This window comes from Lactobacillus iners (assembly GCF_011058775.1).
GTDB classification, from domain to species: domain Bacteria; phylum Bacillota; class Bacilli; order Lactobacillales; family Lactobacillaceae; genus Lactobacillus; species Lactobacillus iners.
Genome location: NZ_CP049230.1, coordinates 1006625 through 1024230, shown reverse-complemented (window position 1 = coordinate 1024230; position 17606 = coordinate 1006625). Strand labels below are relative to the sequence as shown.

15 protein-coding genes and 2 other annotated features are annotated in these 17606 nt (G+C 31.8%); of the genes, 14 read left to right on the top strand and 1 reads right to left on the bottom strand.

Annotation, left to right across the window (positions count from 1 at the left end; translation table 11 throughout):
• Positions 1-70: 70 nt before the first annotated feature.
• The 11 genes from rnr (at position 71) to G6Z82_RS04955 (ending at position 13176) form a co-directional block, all read left to right on the top strand.
• The gene (rnr, locus tag G6Z82_RS05005; RefSeq protein WP_006731179.1) at positions 71-2347 is read left to right on the top strand and encodes a ribonuclease R; all 2277 of its coding nucleotides are present in this window, start codon (positions 71-73) and stop codon (positions 2345-2347) included.
• Between the two features lie 2 nt (positions 2348-2349).
• Positions 2350-2808 carry an SsrA-binding protein SmpB gene (smpB, locus tag G6Z82_RS05000; protein WP_006729592.1) on the top strand — a complete coding sequence of 153 codons (459 nt, stop codon included), beginning with the start codon at positions 2350-2352 and terminating at the stop codon, positions 2806-2808.
• Between the two features lie 109 nt (positions 2809-2917).
• On the top strand, positions 2918-3439 hold the full coding sequence (locus tag G6Z82_RS04995) for a folate family ECF transporter S component (protein ID WP_006731314.1): 522 nt from the start codon (positions 2918-2920) through the stop codon (positions 3437-3439).
• Positions 3440-3603: 164 nt separating this feature from the next.
• On the top strand, positions 3604-4515 hold the full coding sequence (locus G6Z82_RS04990; protein WP_006729594.1) for a metal ABC transporter substrate-binding protein: 912 nt from the start codon (positions 3604-3606) through the stop codon (positions 4513-4515).
• Positions 4508-5179, top strand: coding sequence for a metal ABC transporter ATP-binding protein (locus G6Z82_RS04985; RefSeq protein ID WP_006729595.1), 672 nt, complete (start codon positions 4508-4510; stop codon positions 5177-5179). The genes G6Z82_RS04990 and G6Z82_RS04985 overlap by 8 nt, the downstream gene beginning before the upstream one ends.
• Entirely contained in the window at positions 5179-5973 is a 795-nt protein-coding gene (locus tag G6Z82_RS04980; protein WP_164786009.1) for a metal ABC transporter permease, read from the top strand. Before G6Z82_RS04985 ends, G6Z82_RS04980 begins: the two co-directional genes overlap by 1 nt.
• A gap of 9 nt (positions 5974-5982) precedes the next feature.
• Positions 5983-8349, top strand: a complete 2367-nt coding sequence (locus tag G6Z82_RS04975; protein WP_009310451.1) for a hypothetical protein — start codon at positions 5983-5985, stop codon at positions 8347-8349.
• A 68-nt stretch (positions 8350-8417) separates the two neighbouring features.
• Positions 8418-8668: a binding site (T-box leader), on the top strand.
• 74 nt (positions 8669-8742) lie between these two features.
• On the top strand, positions 8743-9582 hold the full coding sequence (locus G6Z82_RS04970) for a MetQ/NlpA family ABC transporter substrate-binding protein (RefSeq protein WP_006729599.1): 840 nt from the start codon (positions 8743-8745) through the stop codon (positions 9580-9582).
• 110 nt (positions 9583-9692) lie between these two features.
• Positions 9693-10847, top strand: coding sequence for an ArgE/DapE family deacylase (locus G6Z82_RS04965; protein WP_164786008.1), 1155 nt, complete (start codon positions 9693-9695; stop codon positions 10845-10847).
• A 75-nt stretch (positions 10848-10922) separates the two neighbouring features.
• Positions 10923-11167 (top strand) — a binding site (T-box leader).
• Positions 11168-11237: 70 nt separating this feature from the next.
• Positions 11238-12611 (top strand): branched-chain amino acid transport system II carrier protein, encoded by a 1374-nt coding sequence (gene brnQ / locus G6Z82_RS04960; RefSeq protein ID WP_164785874.1) that lies wholly within the window; start codon positions 11238-11240, stop codon positions 12609-12611.
• Between the two features lie 280 nt (positions 12612-12891).
• Positions 12892-13176, top strand: coding sequence for a hypothetical protein (locus G6Z82_RS04955; RefSeq protein ID WP_006730614.1), 285 nt, complete (start codon positions 12892-12894; stop codon positions 13174-13176).
• A gap of 72 nt (positions 13177-13248) precedes the next feature.
• On the opposite strand, the gene G6Z82_RS04950 is transcribed toward G6Z82_RS04955, so the two are convergent.
• A complete protein-coding gene (locus G6Z82_RS04950; RefSeq protein WP_006735318.1) occupies positions 13249-13809 on the bottom strand; it encodes an aggregation-promoting factor C-terminal-like domain-containing protein in 561 nt (186 codons plus the stop codon).
• A gap of 237 nt (positions 13810-14046) precedes the next feature.
• Here G6Z82_RS04950 and G6Z82_RS04945 point away from each other — a divergent pair, with 237 nt between their 5' ends.
• From G6Z82_RS04945 to G6Z82_RS04935, 3 genes are read left to right on the top strand one after another with little or no spacing between them, the layout of a single operon-like run.
• A complete protein-coding gene (locus tag G6Z82_RS04945; RefSeq protein WP_006737047.1) occupies positions 14047-15213 on the top strand; it encodes a thiolase family protein in 1167 nt (388 codons plus the stop codon).
• Positions 15210-16418, top strand: a complete 1209-nt coding sequence (locus G6Z82_RS04940) for a hydroxymethylglutaryl-CoA reductase (RefSeq protein WP_006736275.1) — start codon at positions 15210-15212, stop codon at positions 16416-16418. Before G6Z82_RS04945 ends, G6Z82_RS04940 begins: the two co-directional genes overlap by 4 nt.
• Positions 16418-17581: a hydroxymethylglutaryl-CoA synthase gene (locus G6Z82_RS04935; RefSeq protein WP_164785873.1), complete on the top strand. Its 1164-nt coding sequence runs from the start codon at positions 16418-16420 to the stop codon at positions 17579-17581. Before G6Z82_RS04940 ends, G6Z82_RS04935 begins: the two co-directional genes overlap by 1 nt.
• Positions 17582-17606 lie beyond the last annotated feature (25 nt).

The window sequence follows — 17606 nt, the reverse complement described above, 5'->3', positions numbered from 1 at the left end:
TTTAAGGCTTCCGATTAATCGGAGCTTTTTTATTTATCCCATAATATAGAAAAAATGAGGTGTATTAATAGTGCCACAAGATGAACGTGTATTAGCAAGTATTTATGAAGTATTTAGACACAATTCACAAAAATCTTATACGATAGATAAATTGGATCGAGAATTGCATAATAAATTACATTATAAATTTACAGAATTGGTTAGAGGAGTAACCTTCTTAGAACATGAAAAGAAAATTATTACTGATGGTTTAGGAAAATATCAACTTAATCGATTAGATACCATTGTTGAAGGAACATTTAGAGCTAATGATAAGGGCTTTGGATTCATTAGATACGATGAAGTGGCTGATGATATCTTTGTAGATAAAACTAATACTTCATTTGCAATTGATGGTGATACTGTTAAAGCTAAAATTATTGCAGATGCTAACCCATGGAATGGTAAAGGACCTGAAGGACAAGTTGTTGAAATTATTGAGCGTGGTTTTGAAAATTTAGTTGGTGAATTTATTCCTTTTTCTGATCAACAGGTAGCGACAACGAATTATCTGGGATATGTAATAAGTGAAAATAAAAAACTAAAAAAATATAAAATATATATTTTGAAGGATGGGTTAACGCCCCAATTAGGTGATATTGTCCAAGTATCATTAAAAACTTATCCATCTGAAGAGTCTCCAGAGGATATGACAGCTGTAGTAATTAAGGTTATTGGAAATAAAAATGATCCAGGCGTTGATATAATGGCTATTGTTGCAGATCATGATGTTAAAACGGAATGGTCTGATGAAGCCTTAGAACAAGCCAACCAGATACCTGATCATGTAACAGCTGCAGATAAGGCAGGAAGAGATGATATTACTCAACAAGCTGCAGTAACTATTGATGGCGATGATTCAAAAGACTTTGATGATGCAGTAGTTTTATGGAAGCTTGACAATGGTAATTATCATTTAGGTGTCCACATTGCTGATGTGGCACATTATGTTACTGAAGGTTCACCATTAGATATTGAGGCATTTACTAGAGGAAATAGTACATATTTAGTTGATCGTGTCATTCCTATGTTACCTTTTAGATTATCTAATGGTATATGTTCGTTAAATGAAGGTGTTGAACGTTTAGTTTTATCATGTGATATGGAAATTACTCCTACTGGTGAACGAGTAAATTACAGTATTCATCCATCAGTGATGAAATCACATGGGCGATTAACATATAGTAAAGTAAATCGTGCTTTAGCTGGTGATCATTTAGATGAACTTGAAGAAAAATATCGTACTTTGCGTCCAATGCTGGTCGAAATGGCTAAGTTGCATGATATTTTATATCAAAAGAGACACAAACGTGGAGCTATTGATTTTGAAGAACCTGAAGCAAAAATTATTGTTGATAAAATGGGCAAGCCGATTGATATCGTTTTACACGAACGAGGCACTGCTGAAAAGATGGTAGAGTCCTTTATGTTATTGGCGAATGAAACTGTTGCAGAGGAATATTTTAGACGTCATGTTCCATTTTTATATCGAGTTCATGAAACACCAGACGAAGAAAAAATGAAAACATTTTTTGAGTTTGTGAGTGCATTTGGCTTAAATGTAAAAGCTGATCCGCATGACGTCAAACCTAGCGATTTGCAACAGATTGTAACCAAAACTGCAGGTACTACCGAAGAAGCGGTTGTTCAAATGATGATGTTACGTAGTTTAAGACAAGCTCATTATTCTGCAGAGCCTTTAGGTCACTTTGGCTTAGCTGCACAATATTATACTCATTTTACTTCACCAATTAGACGTTATTCAGATTTGATAGTGCATCGGATGATTCATGAATATGGAGTTGGCAAACCTGCTACAGAATTACAAAAGCATTTTCAAGGTAAGTTGGATGAAATTGCAGAGCAAACATCAGTGCAAGAACGTCGCTCCATAGATACGGAACGTAGTGTCAATGATTTGAAGATGACAGAATATATGGCTAACCAAGTAGGTGAACATTTTGATGCTATCATTTCTTCTGTAACTAGTTTTGGTATGTTTATTCAATTACCTAATACAGTGGAAGGCTTGATTCATATTTCCAATTTAACGGATGATTTCTATCGCTTTGATGAAAAATCGCTAACTTTAACTGGTCGTGGTAAGCATCATCAATTTAAAGTGGGGATGCCAATTAAAGTAAAATTGATTAATGCAGATGTTGCCCAGCATCAGATTGATTTTGAAATTTATGATCCTAATACACCTAAAATTAAAAATAACGACCATAATCAAACCAAAACACCTTATCGCCAGCGTACATCGCAAAATAATCGACCATATCGTAAACGTAATAGGCAGAGATAACTATGAAGAAAAAGGAAAATGATGCATTAGCTACTAATAAAAAAGCTAGTTATGATTATTTTATTAAGGAAACTTTTGAAGCAGGAATTGCTTTGACAGGAACAGAAATCAAATCGGTTCGTGCCAGAAGGATTAATCTTAAAGATGGATATGTGCAGACTTATCGTGGTTCTGCTTTTTTAGAAAATGTGCATATTAGTGAATATAAACAAGGGAATATTTATAATCATGATCCCTTAAGAAGTAGAAGATTGTTGTTACACAAAAAAGAGATAAATCATTTGCAAATTATTCAAGCACAACAAGGTATGACTATTATTCCTTTAAAAGTTTATCTGAAACATGGTTATGCTAAGGTCTTAATAGGTGTTGGTCAGGGTAAAAAGCAATATGATAAAAGAGAGACAATTAAACGTCGTGATCAAGATCGTGAGTTAAAAAGCAAATATAAGATTAGATAAAAGATTAGTACACACTAATCTTTTTTTGTGAGCAAATTGTTTAACAAACATATAGGGGTACTGTATAATAAAAAATGTTGTTATTAACAATTAGATGGGGGACTTTTAATTGAATAAGAAAAATTTGAAGATTCAAAAAATGGTTGTATTAGCCATGTTAATTGCGTTATATATTATCTTTAGTAGATTATTATCACTTAATATTGGTGGTAGTCATAAAATATCATTTACATTTATATGTATTGCCCTTATGGGATGCTTATATTCACCTTATGTTACTGCTATCAGTTGTGCTGGAGCTGATTTTATTGGATGTATGTTATTTCCTAAGTTAACTTATTTCCCCGGTTTTACTTTAACGGCATTTTTAGTTGGATTAGTATTCGGAATAGTATTTTCAAATAAAGTTAACTTCGTGCGGATATTAATAGCTACAGGTTTAACGTGTTTGATTCAATTTTTTGTTAATAGTTTTTGGTTAAAAATTATTTGTCATGTACCTTATTCAGTTATGCTGATTAGTCGAATTCCGCAAGAGTGTATTATGGCAGTAGTTATGGTTATTTTGTTATCTGCTCTATTTAAATTGGATATTATCCAAAGAAAGATTAAAATGTGGCACGAACAGTAGATCAATAAGTTATCGATTATCAAGATTAGTTGAAAAACAATCTTGATAATTTTTTTTTGCAAAAAAATATTGACTAACAAAAAGTAAGTTGCTAATATATTTTTAGTTACAAAAAGTTATTACGAATAGTAATTACTAAAAACAAGTTATTACAGGAGAGTTATATGAAAAAACATTTATTCTTATTTTTTACTTTTTTAGCAATCTTTTGTGGATGTTTGACAGGTTGTAGTAAGCAACAAAGTTCTAACAATAAAAAAGTTATTTATACTACTTTCTTTCCAGTTACAGATTTAACTAAGCGAATTGTTGGTAACAAAATGGAAGTTAAGACAATTATCAAAGGTAATGAAGAACCACATTCTTTTGAATTAAAAACTAACGATATGAAAGATATTGCTAAGGCAGATTTAATCATCTATAACGGTGCAGGTATGGAAAACTTTATTCCAGCATTAAAGGATACAGTCAAAAAGAAAAATAAATTTTTGGATTTGTCACAAGGACTAAAATTACTAGAAGCTGGTAAGGGGATAGTAAAAGCTCATGATCGAGTTAATCCGCATACTTGGCTCAGTGTTAAAAATGCTTACGAACAATTAGATACAATTTATCGTAAAGTTGCTTCGATGGATCCAAATAATGAAGCATATTACAAGAAAAATTTGAAAAAAGCACAGTCTGAATTTAAATCTTTGGATAATCAATTTGAAAAAACTGTGGCCAAATTTAAAGGAAAAGATAAATATTTTGTTACATCACATGCTGCTTTTAATTATTTAGCACGTGATTATGGCTTTAAACAAGTTGCTGTTACAGGTATTTCACCTGATGAAGAGCCATCTGCTAAACAATTGAAAAAAATTGCAGATTTCGTTAAAAAACATCATATCAAAACCATCTTTTTTGAAGGTAAAGCTACACCTAAAGTCGCTAAAACCTTAGCTAAAAACACTCATACTAAGACGGACACGATATATACTATGGAAAATCTTACAGATGATGAAGCTGCAATGGGATATTTGAAATTGATGGAATTAAACATGAAAGCGTTGATGAGATCATTTAATGAATAAAGTACTTGATATCGAAAATTTAACTTTCGCTTATGAAGAAAAAAAGATATTAGAAAATTTTTCATGTAGTATTGAACAGGGAAATTTTGTTGCAATTGTTGGTGAAAATGGTGCTGGCAAAAGTACACTTTTAAATTTGATTTTACATAATTTAAAGCCTCTTTCAGGAAAAATCAAAATTTTTGGTGATGATATTGATCAGAAAAATCACTATCAGGATATAGCTTATGTATCGCAAAGTTCAGTTCAAAATTATCGTAATTTTCCAACTACGGTCATAGAAGTTATCTATAATCATCTAAAATTCTTAAAAGTAAAAGAGCCACCTGAAAAATATTTGGACTTAGTTGGCTTAACAGAGCATCAAAACAAGGTATTGTCAGAATTATCAGGGGGACAATTACAAAGAGTTGCATTAGCTGCAGCTATGATAAAAAATGCTTCGCTGATTTTATTGGATGAACCTACTACAGGTATTGACAAGAAATTTTCTAGAGAGTTTTTTGGCTTTTTACAAGAAATTGCTTCTAGCGGTAAGACTATCGTGATAGTAACTCATGCATTAGATGATGCAATTGATTTTATTGATTATGCAATTGAAATTAGAAACGCTAGTGGGCATATTTTGTCACGTAGTGATTTGCAACAATTAGTGGTGAAATGATGTTAGAAATATTTGATTATGAATTTATGCGTCGTGCTTGTATTGTAGGAATGTTTTTGGCAATTATTTTGCCAACAATGGGGTTACCAATTCTATTAAAACGGCTTTCGATGATTGGTGATACATTGGCACATTCATCCTTAGCTGGTGTAGCTATTGGCTTATGTTTTGGATTTGATCCATTACTAGCTTCGATTGCAGCTTGTATTGTTGCTGGATTAGGTATTGAACTGATTCGTAATAAGTTGAAGGCATATCAAGAGATTTCAACAGTTATTATTTTAGCTGCCTCAATTGGATTAGCTGGTGTTTTTATGAGTTTTATTAATAATGCTAATTCAATTAGTGCCTATTTGTTTGGATCAATTGTAACAATCAGTGATTCTGAATTTTATTTAGTCATTGCAGTATCACTTTTTGTAATAGTATGTTCATATCTTTTATACAATACTTTATATTTGTGTGTATTTGATCCTAAAGCTGCCCCTATTTTAGGTATTAATGTTAAATTTATTAATTTTATGGTGACATTTTTAAGTGCAGTAGCAATATCAATTTCTGCTAAAACAATTGGATCATTAATTGTTTCGTCACTGCTTGTTATTCCAGTAGTCAGTGCTATGCAAATTGCTAGAACCTATAAAAAAACATTGCTTTTATCCATTTTATTGTCGGTGGCTTTCGTTTATACAGGATTATTTATATCGTATTTCTTTAATTTAAAGCCCGGTTCAGTAATTGTTTTGATATCGGTTATCTGGTTGATTTTAACAATGATAATAAAGAAAAATTAGGAGTTTGTAATGAATAAAAAAAATAAAAAAAGTCTTGCCAAATTAGGTGTAATTTTAATTTCAGCAACAATATTATCAGCTTGTGGTAATAATCAGGGTGCTAACAAGGCTACGAAAAATATTAATCATTCGTTTGTAACTAAAAAGACTACATATCAAAAAGATAAGACTACTAAAGTTTTAGTAGATTCAGACTCATTTAAAAAGAGTGATATTGTCAAAATTATTAAACATGGTGATCATTGGCATGTCTTTACAGCTGATGGCAAGGAACATATCACATATACAGATCCAAATAAGATGAGTGACTCGACTAGTTTGGAATTGGTTAATGTTGTTACTTTGGCACAACTTAAGAATAAAAAAGTTGTTGCTATTAAGATTCATGGTAATCACTGGCATGTTTTCACAGCTGATGGCAATGAGTATTTAACTTACCAGAATCCAAGCTCGATGTTTCCTCATATTAAGGTTACTAAATATACAGGGCATCATGGATCACGTGGTACAGCGTCAATCACTAAGGCCTTAGCTAAAGATCGTGTTGTTAAAATTTTGCAACACGGTGATCATTTCCATATTTATACTGCAAGTGGTAAGGAATTTATCAGTTATTCAGATCCACGTGGTATGTATCCACATGCAGTCTTTGGTCAATATGTTGGTACACATGGTCAGCATGCAACTCAAAAAGTCACATCTAAACAGCAATTACATCTAGTATCAGTTTTAGGTAAAAAAGTAGCAGATAAGAATCGCATAGTTAAGATTTTACAACACGGTGATCATTATCATATTTATGATGCAGAAGGTAATGAGTCAATTACATATTCAGATCCACGTGCTTTATATCCAAACGCAGTTTTTGGTCAATATGTTGGAACACATGCTGATCATCAACAAGCACAAAATATTGAACAATTACAATTTGTAAATGTTTTAGGGCAAAAAACAGTAGATAAGAATCGCATAGTTAAGATTTTACAACATGGTGATCATTATCATGTTTATGATGCAGAAGGTAATGAGTCAATCACATATTCAGACCCACGTGCTCTATATCCAGATGCAGTTTTTGGTCAATATGTTGGCACACATGCTGATCATCATTTTGAAAATAATGAACATTCAACACACATTGAAAATAATGAACCTTCAACGCACATTGAAGATAAGCATGATGATAATAAAGATGCCATTGCTAACTTAAAAATCGTTCCTGTTTTAGGTCAAAAAGGGAAGATTGATAGATATGATATTATTAAAATTTTACAACATGAAGATCATTATCATATCTACGATTCGCAGGGTAATGAAGGAATTACTTATACCAATCCACGTGCTTTATATCCAAATGCTAAATTTGGTCAATATGTTGGCACTCACAGTCAGCATAATACTAATGTTGAAATTGATTGGCCAGAAGGTATTGATAAGATAGTTGATCATGGTGATCATTGGCATTTGTATAAAAATGGTCAAGAAATTACTGTAGTGCATGAAAATCCAAAATCGCACTATCCAAATGCTGAATATATTGATGAACGTCCTAAAGATTATTCAAATATTACTGTTGAAAATAATGAGATTTTTACATATGATGAGGTAAAACCTGAAGTTAAAGATGGGTTGCGTGAATTTTTAAAGAAAAAAGATATGCGTGGTATCGTGGATATGGAAGGATTTGGTGATTTAACCAATGAAACACGACCAGTTTATGGCTCTGAAACAGATGAAAATGGCCAACCGATTAAAAAAGACATTTTCTACTTCTGCCATAATGGTGATCATTATCATGCTTTAACCATCAAACAAATTATACAGGCTGCTAAAGCTGGTGAATATGGATCATTTACTGCTCGAGATATTGTAGCTGCAATGAAATGGTCTATTGAAAATAAAGAGAAATTAGTTACCTTTACTGTAAGTAAAAATATTGATGCAGTTAAAAATTATTTGAAACAATATTATCACATTGATGATGAAAACGATATTTCAAGTTTTGGTAATCAGATTGGTATATATGGTATTAAGGCTGACGGTAATCCTGTTTACTTTAATGTAGATGATGATTTTACAGTTGAAAATGGTCAAATAAAATCAATTAAACCTTTACCAGCTAGAGAAGAAAAGACTGATCAAAAATCAGAAGCTGATCCTCAAAAAGAACTTTCAGTTGAAAATGTTAATCCAACTGCTTTAACGAAAGTAACTTTAGATTCTGTCAAAGCATTTTTAATTGAGAAGTATCCAAACAGTGAGGTTTCAGCTATATCTGGTGTATTGTATGTATCAAAAGGTGAAGATGAGGCTCCAATTAAGTTCAAATTGACTGATTTTGCAATCAAAGATAATAAAATTGTCGAGAAAAAATAAAATACTTTCAAAAAAGGTTGACCCAAATTTATTTTATGAGTATAATCAATATCAACTTATTAATTTTATGAAACATACCGAAAAGCAGAGTAAGTTAGTGGATAATTTTAGAGAGCTTCCGTTGTGGTGAAAGGAAGTATTTGAAGCTGACCGAATATGTGCTTGGAATGGTGATAGCGATAGTTAGCTGTCAACGGGTTTGCACACGTTATTAGTGCAAGGTATTTCCGAAAATAATATTTTTGGAGAAACTTGTAGAGATCAAATCTGTGAAGATTTGATGAACCAAAAGGTGGTATCGCGATAAGTCGTCCTTTATCTTTCGATAAAGGACGACTTTTTTGTTTATAAAAATAATTAAGTTGAAAAAATTAGAAGAGGAAGGTAATCCTTATGAAAAACCAAAGAAATATAATTGTAACTGTTGTAGCTGTATTGTTGATAATTGTGGGGTTCTTTACACTAAATCGTAAAGGAAACTCAAGTGAAAAGAATGTCACAATCGGTGTAGTAAGTCAATCCAAACAAGATGAAGCCATTTGGAAAATTATTAGAAAAGATATTAAAGATAAGTATGGTATTAATGTTAAAATCAAAAACTTTACTGACTATACTCAACCAAATAAAGCTCTACAAAATGGAGATATTGATTTAAATGCCTTCCAACACCAGGCATTCCTTGATGCTTGGAATAAGGCAAATAAGGGAACAATTGTTTCTATAGGTAAAACTTTTATAGCTCCAATTAGATTATATTCAAATAAATATAAGAGTATAAAGAAGTTACCTAAGGGTGCAACAATTTCTTTACCTAATGATGCTACTAATGAATCACGTGCATTATTTGTATTGAAAAATGCTGGTTTGATCACTTTTAAAAAGAATTGTTCAAAATTAGCAACTATCAAAGATATTGCAACTAATAAAAAGCAATTTAAGTTAAAAGAAATAGGTGCAGAGCAAACTGCTAGAACATTAAGTGATGTGGATGCAGCTTTTGTTAATAATAATTATGCAATTGCTTCAGGTTTAAAGACAAATTCAGCAATATATACAGAACCTGTTAATAAAGATTCTAAACAATGGATAAATATTATTTGCTCAACTAGAAAGAACAAGAACAATCCACTATTTAAGAAAATTATTAAAGTTTACCAAACTAATAAAGTTAAGCAGCTTTACAAAAAATATTATGGTAATACACAAATTCCTGCATGGGATATTAAGTTATAATTGTTATTAGCTAGAAAACTGTTAAATCATAATCAGCTAATCTAATGTTAAAAGCACAAGATAACGGATTACGTGAAAGTATTCCGTTTTTTATTGGAGGAGTGACAGTTATGGATGAAAAAGGCAAATTACAAGTTTTATGTGATTTAATTAAGATTAACTCTGCTAATGGCAATGAAATTGAGGTGGCAGAATATTTATCAAAATTGTTATCACAACATGGGTTAACAGCCAAAATCGATGCTTTTGGTAATAAACGTGCCAATTTACTAGTAGAAGTAGGACAAGGTGAAAAAATTTTAGGACTAACAGGTCATATGGATACAGTGTCATTGGGTGATCTTACTAAATGGAATACTAACCCGCTAGAGCCTACTATTATCGGTAATAAATTATATGGTCGTGGTGCTAGTGATATGAAAAGTGGGTTAGCTGCACAAGCGATTGCATTAATTGAATTATCTAATTCAGGGGAATTGCCACAAGGTCGTATTCGCTGGATTGTTACTGCTGGTGAAGAAAATGGAACTCCTGGTGCTAATAGATTTGAAGAACAAGGGATAGCTGATGATTTAGCTGCGTTAATTGTTGGTGAATCTACAGATGGAGATATTATTTTTGCACATTCTGGTAGCTTAAGTTATCGTATCAGCAGTGTTGGATTGTCTGTCCATTCGTCAATGCCCGAAAAAGGTAAGAATGCGTTTGATGCTTTAGTAGAATTTTATCGCAGAGAAAAGAATTTATTCGATGATGCACCTTTTGATGAATATTTAGGTTCAGTTAAACATAGTATTACTGTGATGCATGGGGGAGATCAGGTTAATACAATTCCAGATCATGCTGAATTATTAGGTAATGTTAGACCAACTACTGCATTTGGTAATGATAATGTTATTAAAAAACTAAAACAATTAGTGGACAAAGTTAATATCGATTTGGATGCTAAATTACAATTTGAATTAATTTATTCATATTTGCCAATAGAAACTGATCCTCAAAGTAATTTTATTAAGGATGCAATCGAAATATCACAACAATCTTACCAGCAATTTTATCCACAACATCGAAAGGTTAATAAAGATGTTTTTAATGGAGCAACTGATGCTAGTGTTTTCATCAAAAAACATCACAATTTACCAGTATTTATTTATGGACCAGATACATGGCAAGTAGCTCATAAAATTAACGAATATACAACGATACCAAGTTTTTATGCAACAATAGATGCATATAAAAAAATTATTAAACATTTTTTTGCATAAATTGATAAAAAATATATAAAAAGTGCTTGACAAATAATTAGGCTGAAATTAGAATTAAAATCATAAATTAATAAATCAAATGCAATGATAAAGAAGAGTAGATTATATTTGTGCTTAAGCGAGTCTCGATTTGGTGTGAGGAGATAGTGCAAATATTGTTGAAAATCACTTTTGAGCACATGTTGACTGAAGACATGCTGGGTACACCCATTATAGTGGAAGCGTATCGCAATATTATTTGCTGTACGTGATAAAAGGTTTTACATAGATGTGTGTAGACAAATCTAGGGTGGTACCGTGCTTTAATTTGCGCCCCTTAATCGATATTGATTGATCGATTGAGGGGCGTTTTTCATTGGTTTGATATTTTTATTTTTTTGGAGGAATAATATGAAACCTTATAATTCTAGAAAGTTATCATTAAAGGAATATCTGGTTGTTAGCTCGCTACTATTTGGATTATTTTTTGGAGCTGGCAACTTAATTTTCCCATTACATTTGGGTCAATTAGCTGGTGGAAAATGGATTGTGGCTACGATTGGTTTTTTGATTACTGGTGTTTTATTGCCTTTATTATCAGTTTTGGCTATTTCAGTGACAAAATCTGAAGGTGTTTTTGATGTAGGTAAGCCTTTAGGAGTAGGTTTTGCTTTGGTATTTATGGTTTTGATTCATGCTACGATCGGTCCATTGTTTGGTACTCCCCGTACAGCTACTGTATCTTTTACAGTAGGTGTAGAACCTTTTGTAGGCTCAAATAATCATACATTAGCATTATTTATCTTTTCAGTCGTCTTCTTTTTATTGGCTTTTGGTTTCTCATATCATGAAAACCATATCTTAGATAATGTAGGTAAAGTTTTAAATCCCTTATTTTTGTCATTACTATTTATTATGTTTTTAGTTGCCTTTTTATGTCCTTTAGGCAATCCAATGACAGCAGCTGTAACTAAAGATTATGTTAATGCATCATTGATCAATGGTTTTTTGCAAGGCTATAACACTATGGATGCATTAGCTGGTTTAGCTTTTGGTGTTACTGTAGTGACAGCTGTTCGTCAAATGGGTCAAAGAAAAGAAAGTGATGTTTCAAAAGTAGTTGCTAAATCAGGTTTTGTAGGTATGGCTGCTGTTGCATTTATTTACTTACTATTGATTGTAGCTGGTGCCATGTCATTAGGTCATTTTAAACTATCAGGTGATGGTGGTGTAGCTTTTACACAAATTGTTAATTACTATGGTGGTGCTTTTGGACAAGCAGTTTTGGCAGTATTAATTACTGTAACATGTTTAACAACAGCAGTTGGGTTAGTAGCTGCTTTTGCTCAAGATTTTCACAAGCATTTCCCAGCAGTTAGTTATCATACTTGGTTAGCATTAACTACTTTTGCATCTTTTGTGGTTGCTAATTTTGGATTAGAGCAAATTATAGCATGGTCAACACCAATGTTGATGTTCTTATACCCATTATCGATGGTTTTGATTTTATTATCAGTTTGTTCACCTTTATTTAAACGTAATAGTTATGTATATTTCTTTGTAGTTTTATTTACTGTTGTTCCTGCTTTAGGTGATATGGTGGTAGCCTTTCCAGCAGTAGTTAGCCATAGTGCATTTGGTCTTGCTGTAGCTAAATATCGAGAAATGTTGCCATTAGCAGAATTTGGATTATCATGGGTAGTTCCAGCATTAGTTGGACTAGTGATAGGTCTTGCAATGTATGTATATAAAGACAAGAAGATGTCTACGCAAACTGTAGAATAAAGATTGAAAATGCTTTCAAAAAAAGTGTTGACAATGTTAGTTGAAAACGTTATCATATATTATGAAAGTTAAATTTCATAGCATTGAAACGATAGATATTGCAAAAAATCCGTTGAGCTTAGTTGCTTGACGGATTTTTTGTTTTAAATAATAAATAAAATATTCAAACTCATCTTTTTTTAAAAAACATTAATATTATATAATATAATTGTGATAGCATAGCTTATATTATTACTATCGGTTAGAATTTGATAATTATTTATAAAATAGAGGTATTAAAATGAATGGAAATGGTATTGTAATCATTTTATTATGTTTAGCAGCAATCATTGTACTATTAACAGAAATACTGAATATTTTGATTAAGCAATTTCCAGATAATTCAGTATGTAAGAAAATATGGTGTACTAGTTCTTATGGTGAAATTTTATTTGCCATTATTGCGATGATTTATGTTTTTGTATCTTATGATACTAATATAAAATTTTCGATAATATTTTTTGTATTATCACTGTTACTTTTGAAAGGATTACATGGACTTAAACAATACTACAGTAAAAAGTAAAATTTAATAATTAAGCTAAAAAAATAACACTTCCTAACTAGAATTAGGAGGTGTTTTTTATCGCATATTTTTTTAATACCAGCCATGGTTAATCCAAAATTGTTTGGCGTTAACCCATGAACCATATCTACCATAAACATAATTATTAGCTACAAGTTCTTGATTTCTTGGAGAAAAGTCGCCATGAAGATAAGCTGCTAAAAGCTGATATTTACCAATACATTGACCATTTCTTGCAGTATAGCTACCACGTGATTCTCGCCATGCGATCCAATTTTTTGCTTCAGTTTCAGCATCATTAGCTGCTTGAGATACACTGCTTTCATCAACTGTATATTTAGCCATAATCCATTGGTTATTACCTAAGTCATACCAAGTATTACCTTCAGCATCTTTAGCAGTTTTAATAACAACCCATCTTGAATTGTTTGCTAAGTACTGACCAGTAACATGTCCATTATCATAATTATCCCAAACAGCAATGCCATAATTAGGAACGTAGTTGATTCTAATTATTTGTTTTGTTGCTGCTTGAGCTGAATTGTCTTTATTGAATGAATTAAAAGTAAAGATTGATATTAAAATCAAGCATGAAATCATAAATGTTTTTAAAAAATGTTTTTTACTTAACATGAAACCATCCTTTTTAATAAACTTATTGTTACTGTATATGTTACCCTACGTATGTTTCAATAAAGTTACAAATATAAGTCGATATTGTTATATTTGGATAATCTTTACTAAAAATTAAAAAAATTGCTAAAAGCTATATTGATGCTATTTAACAACTGATTATTAAGAATTAGTAAATACAAATCTTGATATACATGTTTATAATTACTTACAGATAAAGACGAAGAGGTAATGTGAATGAAAGAAATCTATATTATAGATGCTAAAAGGACACCTTTTGGTAAATTTCGTGGATTTTTTAGTGATCAAAATCCAATTGATATGGCAAGTCAATTGTTATCAAAAATGCTGAGTAAAAATAAACTGCCTAAAAAACAAATTGAGGCCGTTTATATTGGCAATGTATGTTCTACTGGATTAGGACAGAATCCTGCTAGACAGGTTGCACTACATTGTGGTCTCAGTCAAGAAACAATTTCTACTACAATCAATGATGTTTGTGGTTCTAGTCTTAAGGCAATGCGATTAGCTCAGGCTCAAATGCAAATAGGTGATTTTGATATGGTAGCTGTTGGTGGTGTTGAAAATATGACGCAAGCACCTTTTTTTGTAGAATCGCAATTCAAGGATCATTCGCAAGATCATTTGCAATGGACCTTGATGCATGATTGTTTAAATGACGCATTTTCGCATCAAGCAATGGGCATAACTGCTGAAATGGTAGCTCAAGCTCATAAGATTAGTCGGGATGCAATGGATCAATATGCTTATGAGTCACACCAAAAAGCGATCAAAGCAATTAAAAATGATTGGTTCGCTCAAGAAATTATTCCTTTTAAAAAAGAAAATGAGACTTTAGTTAATGATGAAAACGTCCGTTTTGATACATCATTAGAAAAATTAGCTAAATTGCGGCCAGTTTTTATGGAAAATGGTACGGTTACTGCTGGAAATTCCTCTCCTTTGAGTGACGGAGCTAGCTTTTTGATTTTAGCTACTGGTGACAAGGTTAAAGAATTAAAATTAAAGCCTATCGCTAAATTAGGTCAGTTTATTGAAATTGGTTGTGATCCTAACTATATGGGATATGGACCATATTATGCTATTAGAAAATTGCTAAACAAAACTAATACTACTATAGATGATTATGATGTTATTGAAATAAATGAAGCTTTCGCTGCTCAAATTGTGGCAGTAGCTAGAGATTTAAAAATACCTAATAATAAATTAAATATTGCAGGTGGGGCCATTAGTTTAGGGCATCCATTAGGAGCAACAGGTACGCGATTAGTTGCTACAGCAATTAACAATTTACATCAAGTGTCGGGGCATAATGCTTTAGTTTCATTATGTATTGGTGGCGGTCAAGCGATCGCATGTAATATTGAATGTGTGACAAAATGAAATTTTATGAATTAAGTGCGATGCAACGTCGTCAATATTATCTTAAGAAGGGAATCAATTTTGTTGATATAGATGCTACTGAATTAGATAGATTAGATCAATTAAGTGAAAATGTAGTTTCTAAAATTACCTTACCATTAGGACTTGTTCAAGAATTGATAGTTAATGAGCAAACCTATTGTGTTCCCATGTGTACCGAAGAACCATCAGTGGTTGCTGCTGCTAATCATGGTGCCAAATTTTTCAATTTGGCTGGTGGAACTAAGTGCATATGTCAACGCCAGGGAATTTATGGACAGATTATTTGCGAAATTAATTCTCAATTTAATTTAGTGATGTTGCAAAATAAATTGCCAAATATAATTGAAGCGGTTAATCAAAAGTTTGATAGCTTAATTAAACATGGTGGAGGCTTACGCAAGATAGAGACTTTTGTTAAAGAAGATATGCTCTATTTACGCACTTTGGTTGATCCAGCAGATGCTATGGGAGCTAATAAAACTAACCTTATTTTGGAAGATATCAGTCAAAGATTGCAGAAAATGACTGGTGTATCTGAATTGATTTGTGCTATTTTATCTAATTATCCTAGTCAATTTGTTCAAGCAAAAGTAGAAATTCCCCTACAATTAGTGGGTACGCATTTAGCAACTAAAATAGCTAAGCTGAGCCGAATTGGTCAAGTTGATCCTTATCGGGCAGTAACCAACAATAAGGGAATTATGAATGGTGTGGATGCTGTTTTATTAGCTAGTGGTAATGATTATCGAGCTGTAGAAGCAGCTTGTGGGGTGCAAGCTAGCATTGATGGACATTATACAAGTTTAAGTAAATGGCAAATAGAAGAAAATAAGTTGATTGGTTGTTTGACATTGCCATTAGCTATTGGTGTTGTTGGTGGTTCAATATCTGCTAGAAAAGATGTACAACAATCATTTTCTTTATTAGGTAAAGTTAACGCACAACAATTAGCAAATATAATTGCCAGCATCGGATTAGCAAATAATTTTGCAGCACTATATGCAATTACTAGTCGAGGAATTAATGCTGGACATATGAAATTGCAGGCTAGAAATATAGTTGCTCAATTAGAAGCAGACCATAATCAAAAAAAGCAGGTTTTAAATCACATGATTGCTAATCAAAAGTTTACATTAACAGATGCCAAACAAATTTTGGAGTTAATTAGAAAGCAGGATAATTGATGAAAATTGGTATAGATAAGATCGGATTTTATACGCCTAATAAATATGTAGATATGGTAGATTTAGCTATGGCTCGTAATGTTGATCCTAATAAATATCTGAAAGGTATTGGTCAAGAAAAGATGTCGGTAGCAGATATTAGTCAAGATGCTGTATCTATGGCTATAAACGCAACTAAGCAATATTTGCCGAAAATTGATATTGATAAGGTAGGGTTACTAATAGTAGGTACAGAAAGTAGTGTTGATGAATCTAAATCGGCATCTTTATTTGTTAAATCGGCCTTAAAATTAAAGGCATCAGTGAGAACCTTTGAAATTAAAGAGGCATGTTTTGGCTTAACTGCAGCTATTTTCACCGCTTATGATTATATTAGTACCCATGCTGATAAAACAGCTATAGTAATAGGTAGTGATATTGCAAGATATGGCTTAAATACAGCTGGTGAAGTGACACAAGGTGCAGGTAGTATCAGTTTGTTAATCAAAAAAGATCCAGCTATGTTATCTATTAATCCGCAAACGAGTGCATATAGTAAAGATATTAATGATTTTTGGCGACCAACAGGAAGTGCAACGGCTTTAGTTGATGGTAAATATTCAACTCAAGTTTATTTGGATTTTTTTGAATATACCTTAAAAAATTATCAAAAACAAAATCATGTCGATATTAGCAATTTTAAGGCATTATTATACCATCTACCTTTTACTAAAATGGGTTTAAAAGCCAATAATTTAGCTATTGCTAATCTTGCTGAGAGGGATGCAAAGAAGTTAACCAATGAATTTAAAAATAGTATCGAACTAAGTAAGCAAGTCGGTAATATTTATACAGGTTCACTATATCTTGGGTTATTAAGTTTATTAGTCCATGCTGAATTGAAATTGAATGACTTGATTGGTTTATTTTCCTACGGCTCGGGTGCTATGGCAGAATTTTTCACTTTCAATATTGAAGCTGGCTATCGTAATGAAATAATAGATCCTTACTTGATACTTAATAGAAGGAAAAGGTTGACAGTAGCTGAATATGAAAAAATTTTTACTGAATCCCTTCAAGCACCAATAGATGGTCAATCATTAGTGAGTGATGAGCAAGCAGGGATGTGGTATTTTGCTGGTACTAAAAATCATATTAGGCAATATTGTGAGAAAAATCGTTGACATTTTTTGAAAGTTATATATAATA